The sequence below is a fragment of the Pseudovibrio sp. FO-BEG1 genome (assembly GCF_000236645.1).
GTDB lineage: Bacteria > Pseudomonadota > Alphaproteobacteria > Rhizobiales > Stappiaceae > Pseudovibrio.
In genome coordinates, this window is the sequence record NC_016642.1 from 3,560,773 (window position 1) to 3,574,742 (window position 13,970).

General features: G+C 47.9%; 11 protein-coding genes. 2 read left to right on the plus strand and 9 right to left on the minus strand.

Features of this window, described 5'->3' with window-relative positions; translation table 11 throughout:
* Positions 1–347 precede the first annotated feature (347 nt).
* From PSE_RS16140 to PSE_RS16155, 3 genes are all read right to left on the minus strand, one after another.
* Complete coding sequence (locus PSE_RS16140; RefSeq protein ID WP_014285848.1) at positions 348–887, minus strand: hypothetical protein; 540 nt, start codon at positions 885–887, stop codon at positions 348–350.
* A gap of 916 nt (positions 888–1,803) precedes the next feature.
* Complete coding sequence (locus PSE_RS16145) at positions 1,804–2,454, minus strand: peroxiredoxin (RefSeq protein WP_041768617.1); 651 nt, start codon at positions 2,452–2,454, stop codon at positions 1,804–1,806.
* A 1,108-nt stretch (positions 2,455–3,562) separates the two neighbouring features.
* Complete coding sequence (locus PSE_RS16155) at positions 3,563–4,372, minus strand: hypothetical protein (protein WP_014285850.1); 810 nt, start codon at positions 4,370–4,372, stop codon at positions 3,563–3,565.
* A 291-nt stretch (positions 4,373–4,663) separates the two neighbouring features.
* Here PSE_RS16155 and PSE_RS16160 point away from each other — a divergent pair, with 291 nt between their 5' ends.
* Both PSE_RS16160 and PSE_RS16165 read left to right on the plus strand, forming a co-directional pair.
* The gene (locus PSE_RS16160; protein WP_305809551.1) at positions 4,664–5,197 is read left to right on the plus strand and encodes a ClbS/DfsB family four-helix bundle protein; all 534 of its coding nucleotides are present in this window, start codon (positions 4,664–4,666) and stop codon (positions 5,195–5,197) included.
* On the plus strand, positions 5,170–5,955 hold the full coding sequence (locus tag PSE_RS16165; RefSeq protein ID WP_083841581.1) for a 4'-phosphopantetheinyl transferase superfamily protein: 786 nt from the start codon (positions 5,170–5,172) through the stop codon (positions 5,953–5,955). Before PSE_RS16160 ends, PSE_RS16165 begins: the two co-directional genes overlap by 28 nt.
* A 33-nt stretch (positions 5,956–5,988) precedes the next feature.
* Here the strand turns inward: PSE_RS16165 and PSE_RS16170 are convergent, their stop codons facing one another.
* The 6 genes from PSE_RS16170 to PSE_RS16195 all read right to left on the minus strand — a co-directional run bounded on the left by PSE_RS16170 (position 5,989) and on the right by PSE_RS16195 (position 13,969).
* On the minus strand, positions 5,989–6,726 hold the full coding sequence (locus PSE_RS16170) for a thioesterase II family protein (RefSeq protein WP_014285853.1): 738 nt from the start codon (positions 6,724–6,726) through the stop codon (positions 5,989–5,991).
* 12 nt (positions 6,727–6,738) lie between these two features.
* Positions 6,739–8,229 (minus strand): serine hydrolase, encoded by a 1,491-nt coding sequence (locus PSE_RS16175; protein ID WP_014285854.1) that lies wholly within the window; start codon positions 8,227–8,229, stop codon positions 6,739–6,741.
* Between the two features lies 1 nt (position 8,230).
* Positions 8,231–10,837 carry a type I polyketide synthase gene (locus tag PSE_RS26765; RefSeq protein WP_014285855.1) on the minus strand — a complete coding sequence of 869 codons (2,607 nt, stop codon included), beginning with the start codon at positions 10,835–10,837 and terminating at the stop codon, positions 8,231–8,233.
* 74 nt (positions 10,838–10,911) lie between these two features.
* Complete coding sequence (locus PSE_RS16185) at positions 10,912–12,090, minus strand: FtsX-like permease family protein (protein WP_041768621.1); 1,179 nt, start codon at positions 12,088–12,090, stop codon at positions 10,912–10,914.
* Between the two features lie 4 nt (positions 12,091–12,094).
* Entirely contained in the window at positions 12,095–13,261 is a 1,167-nt protein-coding gene (locus tag PSE_RS16190; RefSeq protein WP_063307572.1) for an ABC transporter permease, read from the minus strand.
* Positions 13,262–13,273: 12 nt separating this feature from the next.
* Positions 13,274–13,969, minus strand: a complete 696-nt coding sequence (locus PSE_RS16195) for an ABC transporter ATP-binding protein (RefSeq protein ID WP_014285858.1) — start codon at positions 13,967–13,969, stop codon at positions 13,274–13,276.
* Between the last annotated feature and the right edge of the window lies 1 nt (position 13,970).

Below are 13,970 nucleotides of genomic sequence, written 5' to 3' on the forward strand. Positions count from 1 at the left end.
TTTGACGTGGAATTTGTCGGCGCCTATTCAGGAACATTCGTCAGTTCTTGGTATGGCTTCTCGAAAAAGCGCAAAATGGTACCTGCGAAGTGCTTCCGGTTCGGATGGACAGTTTTATGCGCAACACGTTCATGCAGAACGGTCACTATCACTCATTCGGATTGAAGTGGTGGAGAGTAAAAATGAACAACTGTATCAGATAAGAGGTAGTCTCTTGCTAATTACTGTCACTCATTTCATCTGACTCGGCCCATCTCTGGTAGGCTTTTCGAATGGACTAACCGTTGCCCTTCGTTAAATGAAACTTGATAGAGTTTCCGGCGTAGCTTTATTGCGGAGCTCCACCTCTAAGTGTATGGGTCCTCTATAACAATGTGGGATAGTTCTCTATTTACAGAGTGAATGTAGTTTGCCGCCCAGCTCAGGCCGTAGACGACTGTGGCACAGCCAAGCGCATAAGCCAGTGCAGTGTGCAACTCCGCTAGAAGATTTACGCCTTCCCCATGCACCCAACTCGCTACAGCAAGCCCCAAAGAACTGCTAGGTCCTTCATTTGCCAGCACTCTCACTCCGCCAACGAGAGGCAGAATGACAAGGAGAGCAAATAGCACTGTGATTGATTGGCGTAAAAACCAATGGTGCGATTTGTCGAGAAGCCCACGCTTTTCTACAAAGCGAAGTAGAATGAGTTTGCCAAGAATGGCGATTAAAAGTCCCATACCCCAATATGCATGGAAGCGCGTGTAGCCCGCCGCGTCGATCTCCGTTGCCTTCTGTTCGAAAAACCCAACTCCGAGCAGAAATTGAAAAGCGCCCAAAACCAGAATTGCCCAGGTAAAGGACTGAGATAGGTTCCTGATTTGAGTATTGTAATCTGAAAGCTGCATTGCTCACCCTTCCTCTAGGATCCAACATTTCGGCAATTTCATTTGCAGAGATGGATTAGACTCTGGACTTTCACAACAGAAAGAAATTGAAGGCCTTATTGCTATTAGCTATGAGGTGAAGGGGGAGGAACGCAGGCTCTGTTGGAGGACACTTCAGTGGCTAAAATGTAGGATAGACCGTGCATATGAAGCTGCACGAGCCGCATGATTTGCTGAAGGCGGTGTCGGGAGAGCGACCACCTGTTTGTGTTTGATTAGGCTGCTGTGTTTGTCATCAAGGCCAAGTGAGTAGATCATCTTTTGTGCAGGAGAGAGTAACCAGGCAATTTGTAAGGCCTGTCGGCAATGCCGCTGAGAAGTGGGTCAAAGATATTCGGTGCAGGTCATTTGGAAGTAAGCCAACCTGCCGCCTGTCAGAGCCACGAATACTCTTAAGTCACTGCAATAATCATTGAGCAATTTTAACGTTGCTAATGATCGCGAGCTCCCAAACAGAAAATGCCACAGGAGGCTGCGCTTTAAACAGAAGTGTGTAGGCTTGTGAAGCTGCCAATTTGACCACATTTTGAAACTGTTAGAAATAGACATAGCAGCCAAACCGTCGCAAACTGTTTGCTCATATGCCCTAAAAACTGGGAGATTTTCTGATATTGCAGCTTCCGTGTAATATCGTCGATTTTCGAGATTAAAAGACCGAGATCCTAGTTATAGCGCGTCTGCGCCAAGATTATATTCAAGAGAAATGACATCCAAACTGAGTTGATCTTAGAGAACGGCCAATTTCAGTGTGTTCTAGGGCCAGAATGAATTTTGTAAAAATCATACACTAAGAAAGAACTAGAGAAGAACCTCGGGAAATTTTTCTTCCGAGGTTCATAATCGCTTAGCTTAATAAAACACGATCAGGCAAATGAGGTTAACGTGGCGCATGGACAGTGCGCAAATACGGCAAAATGGTATTCACCACACCGAATTTCGTTTGAGCATCCTCCGTGCTAACCGCTGGCGGTACAATCACATCTTGTCCTACCTGCCAATCAGCTGGGGTAGCAACGCCTTTGGCAGACATTTGCAGGCCATCCAAAGCACGCAATATTTCGGAAAAATTACGACCAACAGACATCGGATAGGTCATCATAAGTTTCACCTGCTTGTCAGGTCCAATGATAAACACTGAACGTACTGTGGCAGAGTCTGCTGGCGTCCGACCGTCTGGCATCACATATTCCGCTGGCAGCATGTCAAATGCCTTTGCCATCTCTAAATCGTCATCAGCAACAATTGCAAACTCTGGCCTGGCCCCACCAACGGCTTCAATGTCACCTTTCCACTTTTTATGGTCTTCAACACCATCTACCGAGATACCCAATACCTTGGTGTTTCTAGCTTCCCATTCCTTCGCCAGTCTTGCAACAGCACCAAATTCAGTTGTGCAAACGGGTGTAAAGTCTTTAGGGTGCGAGAAAATTATCGCCCAACTGTCGCCAACCCAGTTGTGCAGGTTGAGTTTTCCCTGATCAGTCGTCACCGTCAAATCGGGAATTGTATCGTTTATACGTAAAACCATGGTTTGTCCTTTCGATAATGTCCACGGGCGTGATGTAATTTGCTGTGCGGCCAGTTGAGCTAACCGGTTGCATGGCTAATTACTGCCAACTCATACAGTATGCTCACGCTGATGCGTTTAGCCTATGCACGACTACACAGCCGAACTTCGCGTGCTAAAGTGGCATGCAAGGGTTTACTTATTCAAATTTGAACAACTTGGCTGGAAGTAACCAGATATTCATTATTATTACTTCACAAATCTCAGGCGCTGAGATGTAATTGCTTCACTATCTAGATATAATACTTGAAGACCCAAAATTTCTTGTATGTTTCTATCGACAATAGTTATCGAAGCATACAGATCCCTCAACCTACATATCATTTGCTCGCAATTTTAGATTAGGCACTGCGATTTAATGTAATTGGTAGGTGGTCTCACCTTATTGGCCAGCGCTTATTTCATACAGCTCGTCTCATACTCATTATGCCTTCTAGTGATACAACGGCGGCTTGTAAGTGGCTCAATAGATCGCTGCAACAAAAAGAATTTGATGGCCCTATTGCTGCAAGCTATGAGACGAGAGGTTCACGTCCGGTTCTGTGAGAGCCAGAGGGTGAAATTCCTTCAGGCTACTCGACCACCTAAGGAGGCTTTGTTTACTTCCTTCATTTTGAGCCTAGAAACACCGACCTACAGTTGCAACCTCGCATTAGCTGAGATTACTTCGGACACCTGCGAATGTCCGCAAATGGTCACTGAGCGACTTGCTACATACGCCAAGGCAAATTGTATGGCGTATAACTACAACGGGCTCTTCAGTATGAAAGTTTTTTGCTCTCCTACAGCAGCCAGTACAGCAAAGCTGTTTATGTACTGACTGATAACATACCAAGACACGGAGGCTACTCGCATTGTACGCCAGCACCATTATTCGTGCTGTAGCTTAACCGAAATGGCTTCGCAACTTTGCTATGAGCACATGGCTCCGCAGACATATCGAGAGGACGTCCAGCCCGCATCGGCTGGTGCTCAGGGCTCTTATGTACTGGTAGCGAACTGAGACCATCACGATTTGGGGCTCAGCTCGCTTAAGACTGTAAATCAGGGGAATCTCAAGCTGATACAGCTACTCGTTTTGCCTGATAAAACTACAAGACGCGTCCGCATCAAGTTCTTTAGCAAGTGCACACAACCAGTTTACTTGGCAATTTCGATCCTCTTTATAGTCATCACCTTTGTCTACTCCGGTGTCACTAATAATAAATCCGTTGGAAGTGAATGAGCCTTGCAAGTCCTCAAAGGCATAACTGACACGGGCCAATGTACTTGAAATGGAGGCAATAGAACTCCCATTCACTGATCCTGTCAGCTTTGTATACCCACCATCATTGAACAAGGGCTCCATCGCCTTTTTTAGCTCGTAAGCGAAGGTTGCTTCATCCGTTAAGTATGACCAATGACAAACGCCAGAACGTTCGAGCGATTGAAAATCTGCGTGCAGTGGCATCCAAGCCCCATAAAGAAACTCTTCGAGCATAAAGTGACAATCTTTACTTGGATTTTCTGCATCGTGTTGAGCACACACGAACGGATTAATTCTGGTATGATCTGTTGGATAAAAATTAACAAGCTGATCCCGAAAGTCTCGCTCTAATGTGTTGTAATCCTCGATCTGAGCGCGCATTTCATAAAAGCAACTCAAGGGAGTGGCTCCTTGAACAATACAGGTCTTGATAACTAGAGCAGGTTTGGGGATCAAGAAAGCTGCTTTATAGTTACCCTCTCCAAGAAAATAGCTTGGATTAATGAAGTATGATTGCTCGTATGCGTTTAGCGCAGATAGGTGATCATAATGAGCAGCATTTTGCGCGGTTACTGAACTTGGATCTATGTAGGACATAACCGCTACAAGAGCCAATAGTGTTGATTTCTTCATTCTTCTTCTCTGTTTTCATAGCTACATGTGAAGAAGACGCTATCCACTCAAATGAGTGAGCAAACTGATTTTGCCTTGATTAATGAGCGATGAAGGCAAAGCGCTGATTCCACTAGGGCTACAACCAGAGAAATAGGTAATTAGTCTTTTGAACTCGCTAAAGTTGATCGTTGCAGCATCAGAGTAAAACCCATAACATATAATTGGTTGCATTTACCGCAGGCAGTGAACTCAACATCAAAATCAACCATCTGTGGCAGCTATTAACGCAACGTGATGGACTGGTAATATTTGAAAAAGGGACATTTCAGCATGCCGATTCCAACATCCCGCAGCGAGTTGCTTAACGCAATCGAAGTGAACTTTGCAAAACTTTTCAAAGACCTTGAAACTGTCCCTGATGCGTTATGCAGAGAGGCGACCCTGGAAGGGCACGTAAAGGGCACGATGATGAATGTACACAATCTGGTCAGCTATCTGGTTGGCTGGAACCATCTAGTCCTGAAATGGCTTGATCTTGATGCCAAAGACGCACCGATCGATTTTCCGGAAACTGGGTTTCAATGGAACCAACTTGGCCTGCTCGCTCAGAAATTTTATTCAGATTATGAAGACGTCGCCTTCGATCAGCTTTTGAAGGATTTTAAAGGCGCCAAGCAGGAGATTGTCGATTTCATTTCCGATCAGACAGACGAGCGCCTCTATGGGGCAAATTGGTATGAGAAATACACCTTAGGGCGTATGATCCAATTCAATACCTCATCTCCCTATGCCAACGCCCGCACACGGCTACGCAAATGGAAACGAGCAAACGGCATCACATGATCACGAGTATCAACGACCAGCTTTCAAAGTTCGCTGTCTCCCATTTTCAATCCAAGAAAACCCCGTTTGCCTTTTTTGCTGAGATCCCAGAGACATGCGAAACGGACGACCTTAAGAACTACCTAAGCCCGGAGGAGTGCGCTCGGGCAGCACGCTTTTACTTTCGCACCGACCACGACAGTTTTGTCGTTGCCCACGCGATCAAGCGGCTCGCGCTCGGAGCCATGACGTGCCAAACGCCCACTGACGTTCCGCTCACCATCGGGTCGCATGGGAAACCCAGACTTATTCGTGCATGTGATGAAGACCCCATTCAGTTCAGTCTCTCGCATACGAAAGGAGTTGTCGCTTTTGCTGTCGCGTTCCAGGCCCCTATCGGTGTCGATGTTGAGTGTGTCAATCTCAATATAGATACCGCAAACCTAGCCAAGACATTTTTGGCCTCGCAGGATACCGATCTCCTAAATAGTGTGGCAGACACTGAGCGACAGGAAACCTTCTTTCAGCTTTGGACTGCAAAAGAGGCATACATCAAAGGTATCGGACTAGGTATGAGCCATTCTTTAAAGAGCTTTTTCGTTGAAGCTCTGGATTATAAGAGCCGTATTTGTGACAGCCAGACAGGTGCGCCACTCAACTGGATCACACAAAGCTGCCAACCGACGCCTAAGCACTACATGTCATCTGCTATAGAAAGCCAGAGCGCGAGCGATGACCAAGTCACGTTTCTGGAACTACCATTCCAGATGATTGGCTAGCAAAAGCGCGATATCGCCTCTTTAGGCATTGTCTCAGGAAGTCTCCCGTAATCCCTCATCAACTGCCGAAAGGACGGTGTTTACTGAGGCTATTGTGTCGTCCAACCGATCTTCTACAAAGAAATGCCCAGTATCTTGCAGAACCTTGTGCTGGAACCCGTATGGTGCATGAACTTGCCACTCTGTAAGGCACTCTGGTGTGGCCAACTTGTCTAAATCTCCGGACAGGATTGTCACGGGACACGGCAATTTGCGCGTGTTTCCCGGGTACACATAGGTTTCGTAAAGCCGGTAATCTGCCCGAATGATAGGCAAAAACATTTCCATCAAAGATGGATTACTCAGGACGTCGATTGATGTTCCGCCAAGCGCAAATATTTTTTCCATAAAACGATCATTGGGCAAAGTATGAACAACCTCTTCGTCATGTGCGCTATGAGGTGGGCGGCATGCCGAAAAGAACAAGTGCGACGGCGGCTCAATCTCTCCTTTTGCAAGAATCTTCTGGGTTAGTTCAAACGTCAAAAGGCCACCGACCGAATGGCCAAAAATCACGTAAGAGGATGACTTTCGTTCCTTTACAAGTTTCTCATAAAGGTCACTCACAGCTTCCTCCACGGATTGATAGAGAGGTTCACGCATCCGCATGCCCCGCCCTGCTAACTCCAATGGGACAAGCCGCGTACCTTCATTCAGCTTCGGACGCCATTTGTAAAAGGTCGTCGCAGAACTTCCTGAATAAGGAATACAAAACAAATCAATAGGCATCATCGCGTTTTCCTATCAAAGCGTAGTGCTCTGCCAGGTGCCGAGGAACCGGAACAAGGCTGCAAGTGCGACTGCGCACCAAAGCAGAATAATTGTCGGTGCCAAACTCAATGGCCCCCATTCAAACAAGACTGACAAGGGAAGCATGTAGAACAGCATGGATGGAAGAACGAGGGCCAGGCCAGTCGCCAATCCAACCCAAAGCGCCAATGAAAAGCCGCTCTTTAAAACCCCTATCCGAGTCGAGATGCGTTTTTCCTTAAAGATGCAAAAACATCGATAGAGGCATAAAGCCAATGAGACAAAGACAACAACTAATGCGAGTGCAGACAAGCCCATTGCGTAGCGGTCAATTGTCTTAAAAAACTCGCTGCTATGTCCAAAATTCCCAGTCTCTAGATAAAAGAGGATGGAACGACAAGACTCTGCGACCAAGTTTGAGTTGAGGTTTGCAAGAACAACAATGACAGTATCATTGTCGGGTTTTATGTCGATACAGGATGAAAATGTTGGATTAGCTCCGGCGTGATAATACTCTGTCCCCCATGTGTTGAATACAAACCATCCAGTACCATAGAAGGATCCGTAGGTCGGTGATGGCGCAACGCTCATGTTGGGTTTTAATGATTGAGCAAAGGCAGTGTCCAACTCAGAAGCTGGTTTCTTAGCAGCTGTTAAAATGGCCTCTGCCCACAGTCTCATATCAGACAAGTTTGAGTGGATGTAACCGGCGGGTGCATGACCAATGTGAAGTGGTGCTTCCACACGGGCAGCTTGGCCATAGCGTAACTTGTGCCCATCACTCTTTGTCTGTGGAGCTGCAGTTCCGTCAGGGATCCAAGTCTTGTTCAAATCCAAAGGCTCTAGGATCTCGCTTCTGATCAGCGTAGCAAACGACTTTTGGGTCACTTCTTCGATGATCAGCGCTAGAACTGTGTAGTTTAGGGTTGCATAAGAAAATGTAGTCCCTGGTTCGAACACCAATGAATCGTTGACTAAGCTCCGAACGATCTTCTCTGCACTGTCAGAGTTCCCACTTTTAACATGCTCGATTGTACCAAATGCCAAACCAGAGGTATGATACATTAGGTCGCGGACACGAGGTTCAACACCATTATAGGATGGCGTAAACCAAGACAGATATGACTGCACACTACGATTTGGATCAAGGATGCCACGCGCAATGTACAGTTGGGCTAATGCACCCGTGAAGGCTTTGCTGTTTGACCCGATCTCAAAGATGGTCTCCGGCCCCACAGGAACAGAGTTGTCAAGATCTTGCACGCCTTTAAAGATAGTCCATTGACCGTTTGGGCTGGAGACATAGACAGCTAGCCCTGGAATGACACCATCCCGCATCAATGCATCCAATTGTTCCTCAAGATGCGCCCGTGATTGTGTGTGCTCCTGCTGCTCCGCGTTAGCAGGCATTGGCAGAAACGCAGCGGTTAATGCGCTAATGAGTGCGAAATGCACAGCAATCAAAATTCTTCGCCCAGTATTCATTTCACATCCGTTCCTTGATCAGCTGCAACTGAGCTGCGAATGAGGGGCACTCATAGATATCCGCAATCTCTACGTGGACATCCAGCTCGCGGCACAAGGTTTCGACAAAGTTCGCGATTGTTAGCGAGGTGGCTCCGTGTTCAAAGATTATGTCGTCATCGATCGCTGCCTTGATGCTAAACACCTCGTGCCAGAGACGTTGAAGATTTTGTTTCAAGGAGAGCTCTAGGTCCTCTCCATCTATCTCTTCGACCAGTATCTTTGCGGCAGGAATCTCATAATGCGTATGGATCAGTTCCGGTACTGGTAGGGCGGGGCAAAAGCCGCTTTTTGCAACAGGAGCACGAAGTTTGATTGCGCCGTTGCTCCAAAGAAATGCCCGCAAACGCTCTAAGCTGTCACCTGACAAGGCACTAAATGAATGAAACGCAAGTTTGTTGCCTGAGGCGGAAAAATCGTGATGCGCTTCGCTGAAAGCCCCAGGCGAACCGACTTCGATAAAGATTGCGTTCGGATTTAACGCTGCCGCTATGAGCCCATTCAAGTAAGACGGAACGCCAATTTTGCCATTCCAATCCAGTGAGTTCAGTACTCGCACCGGACCCTGATCAGTACGAACACCGCGGACATTGAGGAAGCTTCTAACGTACCCATCAACGTCAATATCGCCTTCTTTGTCTGGTAAACCTTCCAGCATTTCCACGGTTTGGTCTCCTGAAAGCACACCAGCAAAAAGCAAAGCGGCAATCCAACCAGTTCCGTCACCAGCAAGTGCTGCAATAGGTCCGATTTCAGTCGCTACTCGCGTTGCCTTGGCACACTGGCTCACAACAGAAAGAACCCTTTGTGAAAGCAATGATGGAGATCTTAGATCTACAGAAATTATAGATTTCCAGTGCGCAATGGCCTTTGCATATCCCTCGTCGACTTCGAGATCCAGAAGATCTGTAGCCGCCTGTTCCGAACCTGAAAACAAAAGATATGGTTCGACGAGATCCTTAGCTTCACTAAAGTTGAGGCCATCCTTCAATGTGTCGTGAGAATTCAAAAGCGTGCCGTGCTCCACGACCACAGCGGCACGAACAGGATAGTCTTCACGGTGATGATAAAGGCACCGCGCCATGTCATCAGCCCATACCGGGCCAATCGTTTCAAGACGTCGCCCAATATCTTCAATCAAGCGATCCAACCCTGTTTGAGTTCGAGCACTAAAAGGCAAGATGATTGAGCCCCCCACCGTATCCGGTCTTTCTTCAGCGTCGGATGTCATAGGCGGCCAGCTTGCCAGAACCGCGTGAGCGTTTGTTCCGCCTAAACCGAAAGAGCTCAGCCCCGCAAACCTCTGCCGGGTCTTAGGCAACTCAGCAAGATTCTGGTTCACTCCAAATCCAGATTCCTTATTAGAGATTTCAGGTAATGATTGCGGACAGTTGAGCTGAGGCGGCAGCAGGCTTGTCCGTAAACTCAGGCTTACCTTGATAAGGCCAGCCAACCCAGAGGCAACACCAAGGTGACCAATATTGGCCTTTACAGAGCTCAAGTAGCAGGGCTGTGAGTTGTGTTCGCGCATCTTGTGAACATCTTGAAGCGCTTGCACTTCGATCTTATCACCCAGGTTCGTCCCGGTGCCGTGGCACTCAATAAAATCAAGCTGACGACTATCAACCGAGGCTGTACTTAGAGCTTTTGAAACAACCGCCTTCTGCCCGTCAACCGAGGGTACCGCATAGCCCATCCGACGCTCTGCGTCGTTGTTGACTGCCGATCCCTTTATCACAGCATAGATATCACTTTGATCCGACACAGCATCTTCAAGTCGTTTCAGAACCACGGTGCAAACGCCATTCGTATACACCGTGCCATCAGCGGTGGTCGAAAACGGTTTGCAATGGCCATCATTCGAAGTCAGAGCCCCTTCGGTGACATCATACGAGCCATTTTGCCAAAGACTAACAGTGGCTGCCGTAACCAATGCCACATCACACTGTCCAGAAATCAATGACTCGCAAGCTAGATGGACCGACACCAGTGAACTGGAACAAGCGTTTTGAACCGAAATGACAGGTCCACTCAACCCAAGTTTATACGCAATAAACGGACCAAGGTGATCGCCGTCATTCGCGATCTGGGATTGCAAGGCAGACATCCCACCCTTTTGGATAACAGCAGGATAAACACGCTCAAGCAAATAAGTATTGCTGTACTTGCTGGCAAAAAGGCCAATGGTCGGATGGTCGCCTTCCTTCATCACAAGGGGACTCTTTGCATTGGGCACATTCGCTCGTGTCAAGGCATCATAGCAAGACTCGAGCGCCAACCGATGTTGTGGATCTGTCAACTTTGCATCCAATGGCGACACATTGAAGAATTCAGCATCAAACCCATAAAGATCATCGATCATATTATCGAGCAGTATGCGCTTGACGACCGGAGTGTCAGAATGCGCAATCTCTGTCGAAGACACCGGGGCAAACCTTGGCGACGTTAACTCGACACCCTTAAGCAGCGCGTCCCAAAGCGCTTCCACCGAGCGAGCACCAGGAAACTTTCCGCTCATTCCGACAATTGCTACGTCGAAAGGAGAGATATCACCTGTCGGATCATTCATCTTTTTTCATCCTACTCCAGAAGATCGGCCACAGTTGCTCAATGCCCTGATTGGGCAGTGAGCAACTGCAACTGTCACGCTTTGCGTAACGCGATATGAAGCGGAGTTCGGATCGCCAGCCATGCTGGCAAAAGGCCCGATAGCAGACCAATCGCCAAGGCCATTGCTATGCCCTGCGCCACAATGATCGGAGTAACATTGAACCGGAACACCAGCTGGCTGAATGCTTCGCCATTCATCGTAGAGAACAAGAAGCCATCAACAATGAGATATGAGACCCCGATTCCTATCAGTCCACCAATCAGAGAAACCAGGATCGCCTCCAAAAGAACAGCCAGTGACATTGCCCCATCAGTGAAACCAAGCGCGCGCAACGTTGCAATCTCCGTCATTCGCGTTGAGATAGATGCATATGTTGCATTCAACGCTGCAAAGATCGCACCAACCATCATCAACATAGCTAAGGGATCCACCGTCTTTTGCACCAAGGTGATGAGCCCACTGCCATGCGATGAAAAGTAGTCCGTTTCTCGCTCGACTTGGAGATCAAACCGAGGATCCCCTTGGATCGCTGCTTTGTAGCTGTCGAAAACTGCTGGTGAGGTCAGTTTAACCCGCAACGACTGAAGCGTATCTTGGTGTTGGAACACTGCTTGCATCGTTTGCAAGTCAGCCCAAATCTCAGACTCATAAACATTTCCACCATCATCAAACAATCCAACGACAGTCCAGTTAGCGCCCTGAATGTTCACAGTGTTCCCGAGTTCCAAACCGGCGAACTGTCCGGAGGCTGCTGTACCAACAACAATCTCTGTGGTGCCACGTGTAAACATTCGACCTGCTGACAACACAAAATCTGGATGAAGTGCGGTTTCTTCATGTTCGATACCACGCATAGGAACGTTCACAGCTTGACCATTCTTTTTGGCCAGCTCCACGACAAGGTAGAATTGCCCCGAAGCCAACTTGGTATCCCCTTCTGAGGCGATCTCAGGATGCGCCAGCATCGCTGGTAGATCAGATACGTTAAGGACGCTGTTCACTTCAGACAAAGCGCCAGAACGCATGATGACCGCAACATCCTCTTGGCCGGTTCTACTCATAGTCTTACTGAAACCTGCTAGCATCGAGAGAACAGATATGAATAAAAAAACCACACTGGCCACACAAAAGATGGCAACGAATACGCCCGAAAGTCGTGTTAACGTGCTTTTTAAGCCGTTCGCGACCAACGTAATGACTTGGTATACCATTGAGTTATCTCCGGCTCAGGGTTTTCACGATGGGCGTGTTGGACAGCTCAAACATCGGCAAGATTGCAGCGAGAAGGCCAACGCCAGCAGAGATCATCAAACCAAATGCTAAGTCGCCAAATCCGATCGTCACTTCAGGGATGAGTTCTGTGAAGACCACCTTAAGACGCCCTGCAAAGAGCATGGCCATCACGATGCCCAGCACAGCACCGATGAGAACAGTGAAGAAAGATTCCAATGCAATCCAAGTGGATATCCAGGGTACACGGAACCCCATAGTTTGAAGCACGGCAAAATCTCTTTGGCGCTCCCTAGCAGATTGCGTGATGGTTGACGCACATACAATCAAGAGTGTTGCCACAACAGTCCCCATGACCATCTTCAAAACCAGGCCGATATCGGCATACTGGTTTGAAAAAGATTCAAGGAATGACTGTTCGGTTGCTGTTTTCGTTTCCGATTCAGAGTTGGCAAAAAGAGCATCAATCTCAGCTGCTATCGCCAGTTGCTCTTTCGTATCACTGGGTTCTACTTTGATTGAAAACCAACCTGCACTGTAGTTGCCATAGCTTCTGGTTTCATCGAACCCATCGTGATGGATCAGAAATAAGTTGGTTTCAGTGTTGGTGTCTTCGCCTTCAAAGATTGCCAGAATTTCAAAGTCCCACACATTGGTGTCATGCTTGGTCCGCCAGATGTTGGAATGTATCTGCACTCTGTCACCAAGCTGCCAGCCTTGCTGGTCAGCCATTGCACGGCCGACAGCCGCACCAGATATGTTAGATAAGAATGCCGACTTCTGTTCATCTGCAAAGACCAGTTCATCAAAGATCTCAATGTACTTTTGCGCATCAACGGCAAAGACAGTCACTGGGTTTCGCTCATCTTGATAGTAGCCCCCATACCACGTTGCGTGGGTGACCATGGTGACGCCGTCCAGTTGAGCTATTTGATCGCCATAGTGAATAGGCATCGTGTTTGTCATCGAAACTTTGTGATTTGTGATCAAACGCTTGGTTTGAGACAAATCGCGTCCACCGGAGAACGCATTGTCGATGGCGTCAGCAAGACCAAAGATTGCAAAAGCAAAGGAAATGGTCATCATGACAAGTATTGTTCTAAGCGGTTTGCGAAGCATAGATTGCCACGTCATTTTTAGGAGCAAAGGCATTGTGTCCTCCTGCTACGCTGGTTCGGCGATGCGTGTGAAACGATCAGCTTTGTCAAAGTGAATGATGCGTGACGCGCGTTGGGCAACACGTGGGTCATGCGTCACCATCACGATCGTCTTGTTGTGGCTTTCGCTCAACGCAGAGAGCAAATCCATGATCTCATCTGCAGTCTTCTGATCGAGGTCGCCCGTCGGTTCATCGCACAGCAAAATTGCCGGATCGGACACGATGCTTCGTGCGATCGCTACACGTTGTTCTTGCCCGCCAGAAAGCTGGCTCGGTTTGAACTTTGCCTTCTCACTCAATCCCACAATGTTTAGGGCCAGCGCTACTCGCTCACTCTTCTCTTTGCTACTCAATCTTGTCAGCTGCAACGGTAACGCCACGTTGTCTTCAGCATTCAGGAAGGGAAGCAGATTGTAGAACTGGAAAATAAACCCGATGGTCTGCGAACGGAATTTCGCCAGTTCCTTCTTGGATGCGGAGCCTAGATCAAGCCCGTCCACCACAACGGATCCGGCATCTGGTGAATCGATACCACCAATCAAATTGAGCAGAGTGGTTTTGCCAGATCCTGAAGGCCCCATGACGGCAACAAATTCACCTTCTTTGATACTCAGATCGAGATCCTGGAAAATGTGGGTCTCAACCTGGCCCTGCTCAAAGTGTTTGGACAGGTTTTGAATTCGAATATTTGTCTTCGTCATG